The organism is Kitasatospora sp. NPDC059160 (genome assembly GCF_042755465.1).
Lineage (GTDB): Bacteria > Actinomycetota > Actinomycetes > Streptomycetales > Streptomycetaceae > Kitasatospora.
On the sequence record NZ_JBHZCN010000079.1, the window covers coordinates 13,144 to 30,312 of the forward strand.

Consider the following 17,169-nt stretch of genomic DNA (forward strand, 5'->3'; position numbering starts at 1 on the left):
CGGCGGCCGCCCTCAGGGCGAGTCTGACACGCCCTCACCCTGGCCGGCCGGGGTGGGCAGGTCGCGGAGTCGGCGGATCGGGGAGGGCAGGAGCCAGAGGACGGAGGTGAGGGCGCCGATGGCGGCCACCCACAGGGTGGGGCGCAGGCCGATGGTGGCGGCGAGGGCGCCGCCGACGAGGGAACCGAGCGGGCGGGTACCGAAGTTGACGCAGCGGTAGGCGCCGAAGACGCGGGAGCGTAGGTTGTCCGGGATGATCGCGGCGAAGATGGAGGCCCCGGCGACGTCCAGCCACATCACTCCGAGTCCGGCGCCGAACTCGGCCGCGAAGAGAAGCGCGAGGACGACGGGGGTGGTCCCGTGCGCGGCGGGGATCAGCAGCAGGGAGGCGGGGTAGAGGGCGGTGCCGAGGATGAAGGTCGGCCCGACGCCTATGCGCCTGGTGACGGCGGTGGCGCAGAGGGCCCCCAGGAGTCCGCCGACGGCCCCGGCGCCCAGCACCGCGCCGAGCAGGCCGGGGTCGAGGCGCAGCACGGTGGTGGCGTACAGCACGAGCAGGGCGGTCAGCATGAAGGTGAAGAAGTTGGCGGTGGCGGTGGCAGCGAGCGAGGCGCGCATCATCGGCGACCCGAGCATGAACCGTGCGCCTTCGGCGAGTTGGCCGCGGGCCTTGCGTTCCGCCGGGGGTTCGGCGGGGGCGATGCGGGACAGGGCGAAGGCCGAGGCGGCGTAGGAGAGCGCGTCGGCCAGCAGGGCGAGCGGGGCGGAGAGGACCTGCACCAGCACTCCGCCGATGCTCGGCCCGGCCACCTGGGCCATGGCGCGGCTGCCGCTGACCAGCGAGTGCCCCTCGACGTACCGGTCGGGCGGGACGAGGGCGTTGAACAGCGGTGCGTCGCAGACGTCGAAGAGGACCGAGAGGGTCCCGGCCGTCAGGGCCACCGCGTACAGCTGGGCGAGGGTGAGCGCGTCGAAGGCGTAGGCCAGCGGGACGGTGGCGACGAGGGCGAACCGGCCGAGGTCGGCGGCGATCATGACCCGGCGCCGGTGGCTGCGGCGGTCGGCCCAGACGCCCGCGTGGAGCGCGAAGAGCAGGTTGGGCAGCCAGGTCGCGGCGGCGAGGTAGCCCATCTGGAGGGCGTCGGCGTGCACGGCGAGGACCGCGACGAGCGGTATCGCGAGGGAGGAGATCTGGTCGCCGAGGCCGGATATCGTCTGACCGGTCCAGTAGCGGCGGAAGGCCCGTTCCCGGAGCAGGACCGGCAACCAGCGCATCCGCGTCCCGGCGGGAGTCCGGTCGGGCGCCGCCGGTGCCCGGTCGGGGGCGGGCCTGTCGGGGGCGGGCGCGGTCACGGGGTCGGCTCCTGGTCGCTCCGGCCGTCGGCGCGGGTGGGGAAGGCCAGTTGCAGCACGGTGACCGGGCGGGAGCCCTCGGGGCGCTTGCCCGCGTCGTCGAGCCGTTCCAGGTAGGGCCGCATCAGGTCCTGGATCCGCCCGCCCAGCTCCTCCAGCTCGGCTGCCGTCAGGTGCAGGAGGGTGTCGCCGAACTGCGCGGCCTGCCGCCACTCGGCCGGCTCCTGGGCCTGCCCTTGGACCCAGCGCGTGGTGAGCTCGAAGTAGCGCTCGGCGATGGCCAGTTGGAGCGCCTCCGTGGCGGCGGCCGCCGCCGGGTCCGCGATGGCGCCGGAGTCCCAGCTGGTGAACATGGCGGTGGCCTGCCACGGCTTCTCCCGCCCCCGCCCGCCCCCGGCCTCCTCCACCAGGCCGTACTTCGCCAGCTGCCGCAGGTGGAAGGAGCAGCTGGCGACGCTCTCGCCGGTGGCTTCGGCGGCCTGGGTGGCCGTCATCGGGCCGTCCCGGCGCAGCAGGCCGACCAGCACCAGCCGGGTCGGGTGGGCGTAGGCGCGCAGGGCGCGGGGGTCGGTGAGGCGGATGGAACGCGGTGAGTTCTCCTCGGGCATGCATGTAAAGCTATCTTTAGAAAGAACTCTTTACAAGGGTCGGGGCCGGAGGCTGCACGCCCCCGGCCCCAGGCCCTGACCCTCGTCCCTGTCCCCCGCGGCGGCTACGGCCGCCAGATCACCGCCACCCGCGTCGAACCGGTCGACGCCGAGGAGCCGATCCGGACCCCGACCGCCAGGCCGGCGTTGTTGACGGCCACGGGGTAGGAGTAGCCCTCCGGCGCCACGTCCAGTTCCGTCAGGGCCCCGTCGGCGCCCCAGCGGAGGGCGTGGCGCTCCTGCGCCTGCGGCACCTTCGTCCCGGTGTACCCGACGGAGACGCCGGCGTCGTTGACGGCGACGGCCGTCGTGTACTCGTAGTCGGCGCCGATCGTGGTGGCGGCGCCGGCCGGGCTCCAGCTCGTGGCGGTGTAGTCGATGCCGTCCGCCCCGCCCTGCTTGCCGACGACCGTGCCGCCGGCGTTGAGGGCCGTCGCCGTGGAGTGCCGGCCCAGGTCCGTGACGGTGCCGTCGGTGTTCCAGGTCATGGAGCGCCACTGGTCGTTCGCGGCGCCGGTCGGCGTGCCCTTCCCGAGCACGGTGCCGGCGTCGTTGATCTGGACGACCCAGACGCCGCGGTAGGCCGAGGCCGGGTCGAGCGCGGTGGGGGTGCCGTCCGGGCTCCACTTCACGGGGTGGGCGACGCCGGAGGCCGAGTAGGACAGGCCGGCCACCGCGCCCGAGGCGTTGACCGAGACGGCGGTGCTGTTGACGTCCCCGCTCAGCGGGGCGAGCGGGACGGCCCGGCAGTCCGGGCCCCACTTCACCGCGTGGGAGGCCGTCCCGGCCGCGGAGTGCCCGACCGCCGTACCGGTGCGGCTCATCGCGTAGATGTAGCCCCAGCCGCCGGTGTCCGCGGGCAGCAGCGGCAGTGCGGAGACCGTGCCGTCGGGGGCCCAGCGCACCGTGCGGTTCCCCGAGTAGCCGACGGCGGCACCGTCGGCGGCGACGGCCACGGCGCGGCCGCTCGGGTCCCCGGGCAGCAGGGGGAGTGTCGTGGCGCTGAGGTCCGCGTTCCAGCGGACCGGACGGTCCTGGTTCTGCGGATCGGTGGCGTAGCCGACGATCACCCCGTCGTCGTTGACCGCGGCGGGATCGCTCCCGACGGCGCCGGGCGGCAGGGGCAGGTCGACGGCCACGCCGGCCGCCGGATCGGTGTCGGCCGTCGCGCTGCCGGCCGTACCCAGCGCGAGGGCGCCGACGGCGGCCAGGGCGACGGTGGTGGCGGCTGCGGACCGCAGGGCTCGGATGCCGATGCTCATGACGTGCGTTCCTCGTCTCGTGGACTTCCGCGGAATGGCACTGTGCTGATGCTGTGTCATGTTTCGCATGGAGAGTTCCCGTGCGCCACACCGTTCGGCGCACGGGAACTTCACCCAGTCTTCACGATTCGCGGCACGGGCGCAGCGGAATCCGGAGTCGGGTGCCCGGATCCCGGGGTCCGGGGTCCGGGGTCCGGGGTCCGGGGTCCGGGGTCGCGGGTCCCGAGGGCGGCGCGCGGCTACTGCGGGGTCACGTACGCGCCGGAGATGCCGCCGTCGACGAGGAAGGTGTTGGCGGTCATGAACGAGGAGTCGTCGGAGGCGAGGAAGGCCACCGCGGCGGCGATCTCCTCGGGCTCGGCGAAGCGGCCCAGCGGGATGTGCACCAGGCGGCGGGCGGCGCGCTCCGGGTCCTTGGCGAAGAGCTCCTGGAGCAGCGGGGTGTTCACCGGGCCCGGGCACAGGGCGTTGACCCGGATGCCCTCGCGGGCGAACTGCACGCCCAGCTCGCGCGACATGGCCAGCACGCCGCCCTTGGAGGCGCTGTAGGAGATCTGCGAGGTCGCCGCGCCCATCACGGCGACGAACGACGCCGTGTTGATGATCGAGCCCTTGCCCTGGCGCTGCATGTGCGGGATCGCGTACTTGCAGCACAGGTAGACGCTGGTGAGGTTGACCTCCTGGACGCGCTTCCAGGCCTCCAGGCCGGTGGTGAGGATGGAGTCGTCGTCCGGCGGGGAGATGCCCGCGTTGTTGAAGGTGATGTCGAGGCGGCCGTACTCGTCGACGGTCCGCTGGAAGAGGTCGCGGACTGCGGCCTCGTCGGTGACGTCGGCCTGGATGAACAGGCCGCCGACCTCGTTCGCGGCCTTGGCGCCGGTCTCGGCGTCGAGGTCGACGCAGACCACCTTCGCGCCCTCGGCGGCGAAGCGGCGGGCGGTCGCCAGGCCGATGCCGCTGCCGGCGCCGGTGATCACGGCCACGCGGCCGTCGAGTCGCTGGGTCATGGTGATCATTCCTCCGTGGAGATGAAGACGTTCTTGGTCTGGGTGAAGGCGTCGAGGGCGTCCGGGCCGAGCTCGCGGCCGAGGCCGGACTGCTTGAAGCCGCCGAACGGCGTGGTGTAGCGCACCGAGGAGTGCGAGTTGACGGAGAGGTTGCCGGCCTCGACGCCGCGCGAGACGCGCAGCGCGCGGCCGAGGTCCCTGGTCCAGATGGAGCCGGACAGGCCGTACTCGGTGGCGTTGGCGATCCGCAGTGCGTCCTCCTCGTCGCGGAACGGGACGACGGCGACGACCGGGCCGAAGATCTCCTCGGTGAAGGCGCGGTCGTCGTGCCGCACGGGCGCGAGGACGGTCGGCGGGTACCAGAAGCCGGGCCCGTCGGGGGCGTTGCCCCGGATGGCGACGGCCGAGGCGTCCGGGACGTACGAGGCGACCCGCTCGCGGTGGGCGGCCGAGATCAGCGGGCCCATCTCGGTCTTCTCGTCGGCCGGGTCGCCGACCCGCACGCCGCGCACGGCCGGCTCCAGGAGCGCCATGAAGTCGTCGAAGGCGGAGGCCTCGACCAGGATCCGGGAGCGGGCGCAGCAGTCCTGGCCGGCGTTGTCGAAGACGGCGTAGGGCGCGGTCGCGGCGGCCTTGGCGAGGTCGGCGTCGGCGAAGACGATGTTGGCGCTCTTGCCGCCGAGTTCGAGGGTGACGGGCTTCACCTGGGCGGCGCAGCCCGCCATGATCCCCTTGCCGACACCGGTCGAGCCGGTGAAGACGACCTTGCGCACGTCGGGGTGGGTGACGAAGCGCCCGCCGACGACCGGTCCGCGGCCGGGCAGGACCTGGAGCACGCCCTCGGGGATGCCGGCCGCCAGGGCGAGTTCGGCCAGGCGCAGCGCGGTGAGCGGGGTGAGCTCGGCCGGTTTGACGATGACGGTGTTGCCGGCGGCGAGCGCCGGGGCGAGGGCCCAGGCGGCGATCGGCATCGGGAAGTTCCAGGGCACGATGACCCCGACGACGCCGATCGGTTCCTGGAAGGTGACGTCGATGCCGCCGGCGACGGGGATCTGCCGGCCGAACAGCCGCTCGGGGGCGGCGGCGTAGTACTCGATGACGTCCCGCGCGTTGCCCGCCTCCCAGCGGGCGTTGCCGATGGTGTGGCCGGCGTTGGCGACCTCCAGGGCGGCGAGGTGCTCGCGGTCGGCGTCGACGGCGGCGGCGAAGGCGCGCAGCAGCCGGGCGCGGTCGGCGGGGGCCACCCGGCGCCAGGTGTGGAAGGCGGCGCGGGCGCGGGCGACGGCGGCGTCGGTCTCGGCGAGGCCGGCCAGTTCGACGGTGGTGATCACCTCCTCGGTGGCGGGGTTGACGACCTCGAAGAGGTCCGGTTCGGTCATCGGGGGCTCTCCCTCTGGCTGGTGCCTCGGCCGGCGGGCGGGCCGCCGGTCCGGCCGGTGGTCCGGCCGGCTGTCCGGGCGGCGTTGATGAAGGTGTGGAACAGGCGCAGGTCGTCGGGGTCGGTCTCCGGGTGCCACTGGACGCCCAGGGCGAAGCGGTGACCGGGCAGTTCGAGCGCCTCGACCGTTCCATCGGCACTGTGCGCGGTGACCTGGAGTCCGCTGCCGATCCGGTCGACGGCCTGGTGGTGGTAGCAGGAGACCTCGGTGGCGGGCCCCAGCACGGCGGCGAGCCGACTGCCGTCGACGACGTCCACCCGGTGGCGGACGAAGCGGGCGGGGACGCGCTGGTGGCTGTCGTCGGGCAGGTGCTGGACGAGGGTGCCGCCGAGTTCGACGTTGAGCAGCTGCATGCCGCGGCAGACCCCGAGCACCGGCAGGTCCCGGGCGAGGGCGGCCCGCAGCAGCCGGCTCTCCCAGTCGTCGCGGGCGTGGTGGGGCGCGCCGGTGCGCGGATCGGGGGCCGCCGCGTAGCGGGCCGGGTCGACGTCCGGTCCGCCGGCGAGGACGAGTCCGTCGAGGGCGTCGAGCAGGTGGCCGGCCCCGCCGGGCTGGGGCGGCAGCAGCACCGGGATCCCGCCCGCGCGGACGACGCTGTCGACGTACGTCTGGGGCACGAGCGAGGCGCGCTGGTTCCAGACCGACCAGGCGGCGGCGTCCTGGTAGCTGCTGATGCCGATGAGGGGCGGTCGGCGGTCCTCGTGGGTCACAGCCGCTCGAATCCGCGGCGCCGCTCCCAGTCGGTCACCGCCCTTTGGTAGGAGGCGAGTTCGGTGCGCCCCGCGTGGGTGTAGTGCCGGACGACGTCCTTGCCGAAGGCCTCGGTGGCGACGGCGCTGCGCTCGAAGGCGTCGACCGCGTCGCGCAGGGTGGCGGGCACCCGGGGCGCGTCGGAGGCGTAGGCGTTGCCGGTGAACTCCGGCTGGAGTTCGAGCTGTTGCTCGACGCCGTGCAGTCCGGCGGCGATCAGGGCGGCGACCGCGAGGTAGGGGTTGACGTCCCCGCCGGGGACGCGGTTCTCGAAGCGCAGCGACTGCCCGTGCCCGACGACGCGCAGGGCGCAGGTGCGGTTGTCGCGGCCCCAGGCGATGGCGGTGGGCGCGAAGCTGCCGGGGACGTAGCGCTTGTAGGAGTTGACGGTGGGGGCGAACAGCAGGGCGAAGTCGGCGAGACAGGCGAGCTGGCCGGCGAGGAAGTGCTCCATGGTGCGGGAGAAGCCGTACGGGCGGTCGCCTGCGAACACCGGGGCGCCCTGCTCGTCGCGCAGGCTCAGGTGGATGTGGCAGGAGTTGCCCTCGCGTTCGTCGTACTTCGCCATGAACGTGAGGCTGCAGCCCTCCTGGGCGGCGATCTCCTTGGCGCCGGTCTTGTAGACGGCGTGGTTGTCGCAGGTGGTGAGGGCGTCGGCGTACTTGAAGGCGATCTCGTGCTGGCCGAGGTTGCACTCGCCCTTGGCGGACTCGACGGTGAGGCCGGCGCCGGCCATGCCGTTGCGCAGGCGGCGCAGGAGCGGCTCGATGCGCCCGGTGCCGAGGATGGAGTAGTCGACGTTGTACTGGTTGGCCGGGGTGAGCCGGGTGTAGTCCTTGTCCCAGGCCTGTTCGTAGCTGTCCCGGAAGACGATGAACTCCAGCTCGGTGGCGGCCTGGGCCTGCCAGCCGTAGCCGGCCAGGCGGTCGAGCTGGCGCTGGAGGACCTGGCGCGGGGAGACGGCGACCGGGGTGCCGTCGTGCTGGACGACGTCGCACTGGACCATGACGGTGGCCGGGTGCCAGGGGACGGACCGCAGGGTGGCGAGGTCGGGGCGCAGCGTCAGGTCGCCGTAGCCGTTCTCCCAGGAGGAGACCTCGTAGCCGTCGACGGTGTTCATGTCGACGTCGACGGCCAGCAGGTAGCCGCAGCCCTCCGCGGCGCCGGTCACGACGTCGTCGAGGAAGTACTGGGCGGCGACGCGCTTGCCCTGGAGGCGGCCCTGCATGTCGGTCATGGCGAGCACGACGGTGTCGACGGACCCGTCGGCGACGAGGGTGCGCAGCTCGTCGAGGGTGAGCCGGGGGGTGGTCATCGGGTCTCCTGTTCGGTGTCCCGGGTGCCGGGGGCGGACGGGGTGCCGTGGACGTGCGGTGTGTCGAGGACGTGCGGTGTGTCGAGGCCCGACAGCGGGGACATCGCGGACGGCGCAGCGCCGACGTGCGGCCCGGTGAACCAGTTCCGGGCGGAGGCGAGCCACCAGACGCCCGCGAAGCCGACCACGACGGCCACGGCGACCGGGGTGTAGTTGAAGCTGTCGACGGTGATCGGGCTGGCGGTGGGCAGCATGAACAGGACGGTGATCACCGCCGTCCAGACGACGGCGACGACGCCGATCGGCCGGCTCCAGCGGCCCAGGTGCCAGGGGCCGCGCGGGAAGTCCTCGCCCTGGCGCAGCCGCAGGTACACCGGGATGACGTAGGAGATGTAGAGGCCGATCACGGAGATCGAGGTCACGGCCGTGTAGGCGGTGTTGTTCCAGAGCGCGGGCAGTCCGAGCAGCAGGGCGCCGCCGGTGGCCAGCCAGACCGCGTTGGTCGGGGTCTGGGTGCGCGGGGAGATGCGGTGCCAGAGCCGGGAGCCGGGCAGCGCGCCGTCGCGGGAGAAGGCGTAGATCATGCGGGAGTTGGCGGTGACGGAGGCCATGCCGCAGAAGAACTGGGCGCCGATGACGATGAGCAGCAGGAACTGGGCGCCGCCGGAGCCGATCGCGTCGATGAAGATCTGCGCGGGCGGGACCTGGGTGTCGCTGTTGAGCGCGCCGTCGTAGTCGCGGATCGCGAAGGTGATGCCGAGCAGCAGGATCCAGCCCGCCACCAGGGAGACGGTGATCGCGTTGACGATGCCGCGCGGGCCGGAGCGGGCGGCGTCCTGGGTCTCCTCGGTCATGTGCGCGGAGGCGTCGTAGCCGGTGAGGGTGTACTGGGCCATCAGCAGGCCGAGCATCGCGACGTAGAACTGGCTGTGGAAGCCGGTCCGGTTGACGAACTCGGTGAGCACGAAGGAGGCGGAGGCGTGCCGCTCGGGGAGCAGCGCGAGCGCCCCGACGATGATCGCGACGCCGACCAGGTGCCACCACACGGAGACGCTGTTGAGGACGGCGACCAGGCGCACCCCGAAGGTGTTGAGCAGGCCGTGCGCCAGCAGGATGACCGCGAAGATCTCCATGGTGTGCGCGGGGGTGGCCGCGACGCCGAAGCGCAGTTCGAGGAACGCGTTGGTGAAGAAGGCGGCGCCGTAGTCGACGCTGGCGGTCACCGCGACCTGGCCGAGGAAGTTGAACCAGCCGGTGAACCAGCTCCAGGCCGGGCCGCTGCCACGGCTGCGGGTCAGCTTCGCGGACCAGTAGTAGAGCCCGCCGGCCGTCGGGTAGCTGGAGCAGATCTCGGCCATCGCGAGGCCGACGCAGAGCGTCAGCAGGCCGACCACCGGCCAGCCCCAGATGATCAGGGCCGGGCCGCCGGTCTTCATGCCCGTCCCGTAGAGGGTCAGGCAGCCGGACAGCACCGAGACGATGGAGAAGGAGACGGCGAAGTTGGAGAAGCCCGACATCGAGCGGGCCAGCTCCTGGGTGTAGCCCAGCTCGCGGAGGCGTTGTTCGTCGGCGGAGACCGGGGATCCCTCGGCGGGAACGGGGGATTCCTCGGCGGGAGCGAGGGATCCGTCAGCGGAAACGGGGGAGGAATCCACCGGAAACACGGCGGGGCCAGGGTGGTCGGGTGAGCGTGCGTCGGTCATGGGCACCCCTGGGGGTTGAGGGTGTGCCGGGGTGCGCGCGACCACGGCGGCGTGGCGCACCCGCCCCGGCGGGTTCGACGGTCGGACGGCTCTTCAATGGTCTAAAGTCAGACCATTCGGTGGGTGAGCAGCATCGTTCCGGCTGGACGGTGGCCACGTCAAGGGCGGGACGGGAACGAGTGCGGGAGATCCGATCGCAGGTACGATTCCGGCGTGGACGTGGACGTAACACGTGAGCAGGCACGGCTCGACTGGGAGGCCGGGGCGATCTTCCGCCCGATCCGGACCGGCAACGCCTTCGAGGAGACCGTCGAACGGCTGCTCCAGGCGATCAAGCTCGGCGTCTTCCGCCCCGGCGACCGGCTGCCCGCCGAACGCGACCTCGCCGCCCGGCTCGGCGTCAGCCGCGAGACCCTGCGCGAGGCACTCCGCACGCTCCAGCAGGCCGACTGCGTCGAACCCCGCCGCGGCCGCTACGGCGGCACCTTCGTCACCTACCGGATGCCCGAACCGGACGTCGCCGACCTGCGTCGCGCCGCCCGCGACCTCGGCAGCGCCCTGGAGGACGCCCTGACCTACCGGCAGGTCCTGGAGGTCGGCGCCGCCGAGGCCGCCGCCCGGCGCCCCCTCTCCCCCGAACAGCGCGCCCACCTGGAGGACCGGCTCACCGAGCTGGACGCGGCCCCCGCCGAGCAGTACCGCCAGCTGGACTCCCGCTTCCACCTCGCCATCGGCGAGCTCACCGGCTCCCCCGCCCTCGCCGCGGCCATCGCCGAGGCCAGGATGCGCCTCAACGACCTGCTCAACGCGATCCCCATGCTGGACCGCAACATCGAGCACGCCGCCGAACAGCACCGGGCCATGGTCCACGCCATCCTCACCGGCGACGGCGCCGCCGCCCGCCGCGCCACCGAGGAACACCTCGCCGCAACGGCCTCCCTCCTCCGCGCCTTCCTGGCCTGACACCGCCCCCGGGCCGATCGGCCGTCCGGACCGGTCGGCCGTCGTGGATCAGGCTCCCAGGCGTGCCCGACTACCCGTCCGCCCCGGGCCCGGGCTCAGGGGTGCCCGGGAGACCGGGCAGGACACGCCCCAGCCCCTGCCTCTCCCCCGCCGGTCGGAGCGGCAGCGGCTCACCTCCGCGGCCCGCCGTCGACTCCGGGCCGCTGGTCGGCAGGGGCCCGAGGTCTCCGTGGACGACGGTCTCCGTGATCAGGGGGCGGTCCCAGAGGGCCAGGATCTCGTTCGCCAGGGCGATGGTCCGGCGCGGATCGCGGTCCCCGTTCACCGTGATGGCAGCCGCCGACAGGCTCTGCGGGACGGCCCCCGCGTCGAGGAGCACGCGCCAGTCCTCCGGGGTGAGTGCCACGAACTCCAGCCCGCTCAACCGGCCGACCTCCCGGGGGTCGGCGAGGGTCCCCGGGGAAGCGCTGAGGGTGCGCAGACGGGGCAGGGCGAGGACGGGGGCGCGCGCCACCCCCAGACGGGCCTCCGCGGCGGCGATCTCCTCCTCGGTCGCACCGATCGCCCCGGGTATCCGCTCGCGCAGCGTCCGCTCCAGCGCCTCCGGATCCACGGACGGAGCCGACCGCACCCCGGGCACCGGCTCGGGCCGGCGCCGCCACGGCTCCGGCACGGCACCCTCCGCCCGCACCAGAACCCTCGGATGGGCGTTGCCCGGACCTGAACCGGCCGCAGGCCCCAGATCGAACAGGCGCAGCACCGCCCTCCCCTCCGGTGCGATCTCCACCGTGAAGGCGACGCCACCCGAACCCGTGTCAGGGACCACGGCCCGCACTCGCCGGATCGCGTCATGCTGCGCCTGGTAGTCCGACAGCAGACTGGCACGCCCGGGCTCCGGACTCCGCCACTTCAACGGCACGGTGGACGAACCGCGACCGATCACCCCCGCCACGTACCCGCCCGGTGCGGCGAGCTTCTCCGCGTGGGCGGACCGGAGGAGCCGCAGCAGCGGCTCCCAGGTGGCGAAGTCGTTCAACGCGGACAACGGGGACCTCCTGATCCGGTGATCATGACGACCACGATGATGACCGCCGGCACCGACAGACGGCCTCAGCCGGCGGCGCTCGCCCGGCCGTCGCGCGCGAGCTCGACCGCGTAGCGCGAGGCGGCCTCCGCGAGGAGGTGGGTCATCCGGCGCGGCGGGACTCCGACGTGGTCGGCGACGGCGCGGTCGGCAGCGGTGAGGTCGCCGCCGAGGAGTTCGCAGGTGATCACCAGGGTGTTGTCCGGGAGCATGTGGAGGCGGGCCATCCGTTGCTGGACCTCCTCCATGCCCTCGCTCGCCAGTACGTCCCGCAGTTCCTCGATCAGCGGAGCCAGCCACCGGGCGCGCAGGGCGTACTCGCCGCGGTCGGCGAAGGTCGGGTGGAGCGCGGCGAGCAGGTCGGCCGGGTACTCCTCGACGGGCTCGGCGAACTGCGGGTGGTCCTTGGCGAATTCCTCCCAGTCGACCTCCAGTCCGCTGATCTGCTCCGGGAGGACCGGCCGGCGCGACCAGGACTCGTCGGACTGGGTGAAGACCTGCCGCAGCAGCGCGTAAGGAACCTCGGCGGTGCGGGAGAGCAGGACCGCGTCGTAGAGGTCCTTGCCCTGGGGGTGGTTGTCGGACACCAGCCACAGGAGCTTCCACGCGAGGGAGAGCTCCGGCGTCGCGCCGAGCAGCGGTCCGGTGACGCCCGGGAGCCGGTAGGACTGCGGTGCGACGGGCAGGTGCTCGGTGAAGACGAAGTCGAGTTGGACGCTCCCGCCCGGGACACCCGGCACCGACCACGGCAGCACGAGCCTGCGCCCGGGGATCCTGCTGTACGTCCAGATCTCGTCGCTGAGCGCCTGGTCCGCGTGCAGCCTCACCTCGCCCGAGAGGCGTTCGGCGGCGGTGGCGAGTTCGCCGAGCATGCGCTCCGTGCGCTCGTCCTCCAGTTGCCAGTCCACCGGGCGGACCACGAAGTCCAGGTCACCGGGCTCACGGGCCTGTTCGCCGTACCAGGCCCGCAGCAGGACGCTTCCGCGCAGCACCAGGTGTTCGGCCCACGGCGAGCCGGCGACGGCGGACAGCACGGTGTCGAGCGCCTCGCGCCGCGCGGTGAGCCAGCGTTCGGCGAGCCCGGGGTCGGCGAACGCTGGCTCGCTGGGCCGGAGGGCGCGGGCGTACCCGGCGAGGGCGGGGTCGAAGACCGGCTGCTGGGTCACCGTCTCGTCGTCGATCGGGCGGAGGCTCCTGGGCAGCTCCCGGTCCACCCGGACGTCCTCCGACGGCGGCTGCTTGGGCAGCAGGACCCCCCGCCAGGGGCCGTATCGCAGGTCCTCCCATGCCACGGGCGCATCGGGTCGGGGCTGGGACTGGGACTGGTCCTCGGTCATGTCGACTCTCCTGCTCCGTACGGCCGGGCGCTGTGCCCGGGCTCGGTGATCCATCCCGCGTCCAGGGTCTCGTCACTGTCGACGACGACGAACTCGCTCTCCACCGAGGCCACTTCGCGACCGTCGGCGGCGAGGTCCCGCAGCAGCGCGTCCAACCGGCGGCCCGCGGTGTCCAGGCCGACCAGGCGGCACCGCTGGGTCACGAACCACTCGCGCCGGCCGTCCTCGCGCGTCCGGCGCGGGTTGCGCGACAGGTGCGCGCCGTGCCGGACGGCCAGTGCGGTGAGCTCGGCGAAGCGGGCGGAGTCGGCCGCCGGGATCCCAGCCGGCAGCAACAGCTTGACGTGGTGCTCGAAGTAGCGCCCGGCCCCGTGCGAGGCGGCGTCCTCGTCCGAGGCCGGGACACCCTCCGCCCACGGCGTGGCCTCGATCTTCGCCCGCAGAACGGTGAATCCGGCCCGCTCGGCCCGGCCCCGGACCCGGGCGGTCAGGACGGCGACCTCCTCCAGCGTGCCGTCGGCGCGCAGGGTGAGCATCGGCTGCGAGGGCGACGTACCGCGCTCCAGCAGGATGTGGGTGAACTTCAGTCCGTGACCGTCGGCCCACGCGGCCAGTGCGTCGGCCGCGCCGGGCCCGACGGTCAGGTGCACCTCGAAGCCTCCCCGGACGGTGGGGGGAGCGGGCCGCGCGGGCCGGTCGTCAAGGTGCTGGTCAGGGTGGATGGCGAGCATGGGGATCATCCTGCCAAGCGCCTCTGACAACGGCCCGCGCTGGTCACGGGCGGTGAGTCCGGGGACGGCCTCCGTGGCCGTCGTCGGCGTCGGCCGGGCGGGTCAGGCCCAGGGTGGGACGCCCGTGCCCTCCGCCCAGCGGGCGAGGGAGCGGCGGTCGACGGCGCGGATGCCGACCTGTGCGCAGAATGCGGCGGCGGCCTTGGTGAACGAGCTGGTCGTCACCACGGCGGCCAGGTCGCAGCGGTGCACGTCGCGGTAGGTGCCGTTGACGCGCTGGACGTCCTGGGAGCCGACGAACGTCCGCGGTCCGTAGCGCTTGGCCTGGATCAGGATCCGCTGTCCGGTGGGGGTGGTGGCCAGCACGTCCGCCGCGAGGTCCCCGGCTCCGCCGACCACCGAGACCTTGGTGCAGCCGTCCCGCCGGCACAGGTCGGCCAGCGCGTGCTCGAACGCCTTCGGGCTCATCGCCAGGAACGGCCCGATGTGCCGCAGTTGGGCCGCCCGCGTGTCCAGCTCGCGCTGCCGCGCCCGGACGCGCGTACGCAGCACGGCGACGCCCGCCCCCGCGCCCGCGAGGAGGAGCAGGGCCACCAGCAGCAGGTGCTGGGCCAGCCAGCGCACCGCCACCGAGAGCAGCACGAGGACGATCACGGCCGCCACGCCCAGCAGCACCGCGTTGTCCCGCGCCTGCCGCAGCCGACGCGCCCGGCGCGCAGCGGTCGACCGGCGTCGCCGGACAGGTCCACGGGCCACGGCATCCCCCTTCGCGCCACAGTGTTCGTGCGAGCGTAGGGTCCACCGGCACCCGGCCGCCTGCGATCTCGGTGAATTCCGCCGAGCGCGGTACCGAGTTGACCGGATCCGGGCGGCCGGCGACCGGAGAGCTGCGCGTTCCGGGCCAGGTGGCAGAGCGGCAACGGCAGCGACAGCGGGTAGTCACGGATCGGCAACTGCCGGCTTCCGGACGCGCCCGGAGGGCTATGCTCCGCGTTGCTGACGGTGCATCACAACGCCCGAGGGGGCCGCAAATGACGTCGGACCAGGACTCACCAACCGGCCCCGGGGGGCCGACCCGCTTCGTCACCTTCTTCACCACACTGCCGGGCATCATCACCGCGGCCGCGGCTCTGGTGACGGCGATCGGCGGGGCCTTCTACGGTGGCACCCAAGCCGCCACGCCGAGCCCGACGGTGACGGTGACGCAGACCGAGTGGAGGTCGCCCTCTCCCGCTCCCCCGACGGCCCCGGTGCCTCCGGTGCCCTCGGTCTCCGACACCGCCACCGTGTCACCCGTGTCACCCGGGCCGACCGGCGCCGCCGGGGCACTGCGCGGGTCGTACAGCTTCCAACTCCCCGCGCTCTACTACGCACCGCTGGGGCCCCAGAAGCCCACGCAGCCCGACATCGTCGGCGCCACCAACTCCAGCGGGGACATCTCGTGGAAGGCGGACCAGGGAGGGCAGCAGATCGAAGCCGGCACGTCGGAGAGGATGCTCGCCCTGCCGAACGGGAGCACGCCGACCTACCAGGCCTGCTCCACGGGGACCCAGTTCATCACCGGTGCGCCCAGCACGCCCGGGTCCGTCTTCTGCATCCTCGAACGGCCGGGACTGATCGCGGGCGTCCAGGTGACGTCCGTCAACGAGAACTCGCCGACCTACGTCACCCTCCAGGTGAGCGTGTGGCAGGGGCCCTGATCCGGCGCGTCGTGTCCGCGTCGGAGCCCCGGCGCCGGGGCCTGCGCGTCCACCACTTCGGGACCGCCGACCAGTAGCCGTGGCGGTAGCGGTAGCGGTAGCGGTAGCGGTGGACGCGCAGGCGGGTGGGGGTTGCTACTTCTGCCAGCCGATGGTCTCGGGCAGCGGGCTGTAGAAGATGGTGGCGCCGACGTTGGCGAGGCCCTTCTTGATGCCGTAGGTGGAGGGGCCGCTGTAGAGCGGCAGGAAGGCGTACTGCTGGAGGGCCTTCTGCTCGACCTTGTTGACGGCCTCGATCTGCTGCCCGAGGTCGGCGATCTGGCCGGTGGCGCGGATCTCCTGGTCCAGCTCGGGGGTGCCGGCGCCGGTGATGTTGGAGTCGCGGTCCGAGCAGTAGAAGTCGCACAGGTTGCGGGCGCCGAAGGGGTCGGTCGAGCGGTTGCCGGAGATGAACAGGTCGAAGCGGCGCTCGCTGAGCACCTTGGAGAAGTCGTTCGAGGAGACCTTGTTGATGTCCAGCTTCACGCCGACGCTCTTGAGCATCGCGGTGAGCGCGGAGGCGGTGGCCTTCTCGATCGGGTCGTCGCCGAGCAGGGTGTAGCCGAGTGCGAGCTGCTTGCCGTCCTTGGTGCGGATGCCGTCCGGACCGGGCGTCCAGCCGGCCGCGTCCAGGGTCTTCCGGGCCTCGTCCGGGGCGTACTTCAACACGGCGGCGACGTTGTCCTGGTAGCCCTGCTGGAAGCTGAAGAGCACGGCGGATCCGGGCAGCGGCTCGGTGTAGTCCAGGCCCTGGAACTGGATCTTCGCTATCTGCGGGCGGTCGATGCTCTCCTGCACCGCCTTGCGGACCTGGAGGTCACCGAGGAGCGGGGACTTGGTGTTGAGGTACAGCGAGTACTCGAAGGGGCTGCCGCCGCTGCGGATCTCGGCGTCCTTGACGGCCTTCACCTGCTTGAGGTTCTCCGCGTCCACGGCGGAGGTGTAGTCGAGTTCGCCGTTCTTGAAGGCGTTGATCGAGGCGCCGCTCTCCAGGTTGACGTAGACCCGCTTGTCCAGCTTGCCCTTCCTGCCCCACCAGTTGGGGTTGCGCACGAAGGTGATGTTGCCGGAGTGGGCGTCCCAGGTGCCGACGGTGTACGGTCCGGTGCCCCACTCGGGGTGGGCCGTCTTGACGTACGCCTTGTTGAAGTTGTCGACGGTGGCGGCCTCGGGGTGCAGGAAGGTGGTGAACAGCGCCGACCAGGAGGGGTTGACGCCCTTGAAGGCGATGACCGCCTGCTTGTCGTCCGCGCCCCGGGTGACGGAGGTGATGCGGTCGTAGCCGTCGGTGGAGTTGGCCGCGTAGTCCTTGTTCGAGCCGTTGTTGGCCTTCCAGGTGGCCTCGATGGCCCGCCAGTCGATGGGGGTCCCGTCGTTGAACACGGCCTTGGGGTTGAGGGTGATGACGACCTTCTGGTCGCCGCCCTCGACGGAGACCTTCACGTCGCTGTAGTAGTCCGGGTTGTACTGGACCTCGCCGGTGGGCGAGTAGGTGATGGCGTCGGCGTTGTACCAGGACCAGATCCGCACGGAGTTCAGGGTCCCGTTGACGTTGAAGGGGTTGCCCTGCTCGTCGAAGGTGCCCGCGGTGGTGTAGGTGCCGCCGTCCTTGACGTTGTCGTACGGCTGCGGGTTGTAGTCGGTGACCGAGGACGCGACCTTGGCGGCGTTCTTGGCGTTCTGCCCGGCGCCTCCGGCGGAGGAGGAACCACCGGAGGAGGACGAGGAGGAGCACGCGGTGGCCGCGACCGTGACGGCCGCGACGAGCGCGAGGGGCAGAGCGAGCTTCCGACGCATGGGATGTCCTTGTGGGAATCGGTGGGATCGGTGGGATCGGTG

Annotated in this window: 15 protein-coding genes; 2 read left to right on the plus strand and 13 right to left on the minus strand. The window is 72.7% G+C overall.

Going from position 1 to position 17,169, the window contains the following annotated elements; genetic code table 11:
- Window positions 1-12 precede the first annotated feature (12 nt).
- The 8 genes from ACFXOZ_RS29330 to ACFXOZ_RS29365 all read right to left on the minus strand — a co-directional run bounded on the left by ACFXOZ_RS29330 (window position 13) and on the right by ACFXOZ_RS29365 (window position 9,290).
- A complete protein-coding gene (locus tag ACFXOZ_RS29330) occupies window positions 13-1,353 on the minus strand; it encodes an MFS transporter (RefSeq protein ID WP_380593268.1) in 1,341 nt (446 codons plus the stop codon).
- Window positions 1,350-1,961 carry a winged helix-turn-helix domain-containing protein gene (locus ACFXOZ_RS29335; RefSeq protein ID WP_380593269.1) on the minus strand — a complete coding sequence of 204 codons (612 nt, stop codon included), beginning with the start codon at window positions 1,959-1,961 and terminating at the stop codon, window positions 1,350-1,352. The genes ACFXOZ_RS29330 and ACFXOZ_RS29335 overlap by 4 nt, the downstream gene beginning before the upstream one ends.
- A 104-nt stretch (window positions 1,962-2,065) precedes the next feature.
- Window positions 2,066-3,262, minus strand: a complete 1,197-nt coding sequence (locus ACFXOZ_RS29340; RefSeq protein WP_380593270.1) for a hypothetical protein — start codon at window positions 3,260-3,262, stop codon at window positions 2,066-2,068.
- 239 nt (window positions 3,263-3,501) lie between these two features.
- Window positions 3,502-4,269, minus strand: coding sequence for a 3-oxoacyl-ACP reductase (locus ACFXOZ_RS29345; protein WP_375893790.1), 768 nt, complete (start codon window positions 4,267-4,269; stop codon window positions 3,502-3,504).
- 5 nt (window positions 4,270-4,274) lie between these two features.
- Entirely contained in the window at window positions 4,275-5,648 is a 1,374-nt protein-coding gene (locus ACFXOZ_RS29350; protein ID WP_380593271.1) for an aldehyde dehydrogenase family protein, read from the minus strand.
- The gene (locus ACFXOZ_RS29355; RefSeq protein WP_380593272.1) at window positions 5,645-6,418 is read right to left on the minus strand and encodes a gamma-glutamyl-gamma-aminobutyrate hydrolase family protein; all 774 of its coding nucleotides are present in this window, start codon (window positions 6,416-6,418) and stop codon (window positions 5,645-5,647) included. The genes ACFXOZ_RS29350 and ACFXOZ_RS29355 overlap by 4 nt, the downstream gene beginning before the upstream one ends.
- Window positions 6,415-7,773, minus strand: coding sequence for a glutamine synthetase family protein (locus ACFXOZ_RS29360; RefSeq protein ID WP_375893782.1), 1,359 nt, complete (start codon window positions 7,771-7,773; stop codon window positions 6,415-6,417). Before ACFXOZ_RS29360 ends, ACFXOZ_RS29355 begins: the two co-directional genes overlap by 4 nt.
- Window positions 7,770-9,290: an amino acid permease gene (locus ACFXOZ_RS29365; RefSeq protein WP_380593286.1), complete on the minus strand. Its 1,521-nt coding sequence runs from the start codon at window positions 9,288-9,290 to the stop codon at window positions 7,770-7,772. Before ACFXOZ_RS29365 ends, ACFXOZ_RS29360 begins: the two co-directional genes overlap by 4 nt.
- A gap of 399 nt (window positions 9,291-9,689) precedes the next feature.
- Here ACFXOZ_RS29365 and ACFXOZ_RS29370 point away from each other — a divergent pair, with 399 nt between their 5' ends.
- Window positions 9,690-10,439, plus strand: coding sequence for a FadR/GntR family transcriptional regulator (locus tag ACFXOZ_RS29370; RefSeq protein WP_380593273.1), 750 nt, complete (start codon window positions 9,690-9,692; stop codon window positions 10,437-10,439).
- Window positions 10,440-10,509: 70 nt separating this feature from the next.
- On the opposite strand, the gene ACFXOZ_RS29375 is transcribed toward ACFXOZ_RS29370, so the two are convergent.
- The 4 genes from ACFXOZ_RS29375 to ACFXOZ_RS29390 form a co-directional block, all read right to left on the minus strand.
- Complete coding sequence (locus tag ACFXOZ_RS29375) at window positions 10,510-11,484, minus strand: hypothetical protein (RefSeq protein ID WP_380593274.1); 975 nt, start codon at window positions 11,482-11,484, stop codon at window positions 10,510-10,512.
- A 65-nt stretch (window positions 11,485-11,549) separates the two neighbouring features.
- Complete coding sequence (locus tag ACFXOZ_RS29380) at window positions 11,550-12,860, minus strand: nucleotidyl transferase AbiEii/AbiGii toxin family protein (RefSeq protein WP_380593275.1); 1,311 nt, start codon at window positions 12,858-12,860, stop codon at window positions 11,550-11,552.
- Complete coding sequence (locus ACFXOZ_RS29385) at window positions 12,857-13,591, minus strand: hypothetical protein (protein ID WP_380593276.1); 735 nt, start codon at window positions 13,589-13,591, stop codon at window positions 12,857-12,859. The genes ACFXOZ_RS29380 and ACFXOZ_RS29385 overlap by 4 nt, the downstream gene beginning before the upstream one ends.
- A gap of 102 nt (window positions 13,592-13,693) precedes the next feature.
- Window positions 13,694-14,347, minus strand: a complete 654-nt coding sequence (locus tag ACFXOZ_RS29390) for a restriction endonuclease (RefSeq protein WP_380593277.1) — start codon at window positions 14,345-14,347, stop codon at window positions 13,694-13,696.
- Between the two features lie 275 nt (window positions 14,348-14,622).
- Here ACFXOZ_RS29390 and ACFXOZ_RS29395 point away from each other — a divergent pair, with 275 nt between their 5' ends.
- A complete protein-coding gene (locus tag ACFXOZ_RS29395) occupies window positions 14,623-15,291 on the plus strand; it encodes a hypothetical protein (RefSeq protein ID WP_380593278.1) in 669 nt (222 codons plus the stop codon).
- A 135-nt stretch (window positions 15,292-15,426) separates the two neighbouring features.
- On the opposite strand, the gene ACFXOZ_RS29400 is transcribed toward ACFXOZ_RS29395, so the two are convergent.
- On the minus strand, window positions 15,427-17,127 hold the full coding sequence (locus tag ACFXOZ_RS29400) for an ABC transporter family substrate-binding protein (RefSeq protein WP_380593279.1): 1,701 nt from the start codon (window positions 17,125-17,127) through the stop codon (window positions 15,427-15,429).
- Window positions 17,128-17,169 lie beyond the last annotated feature (42 nt).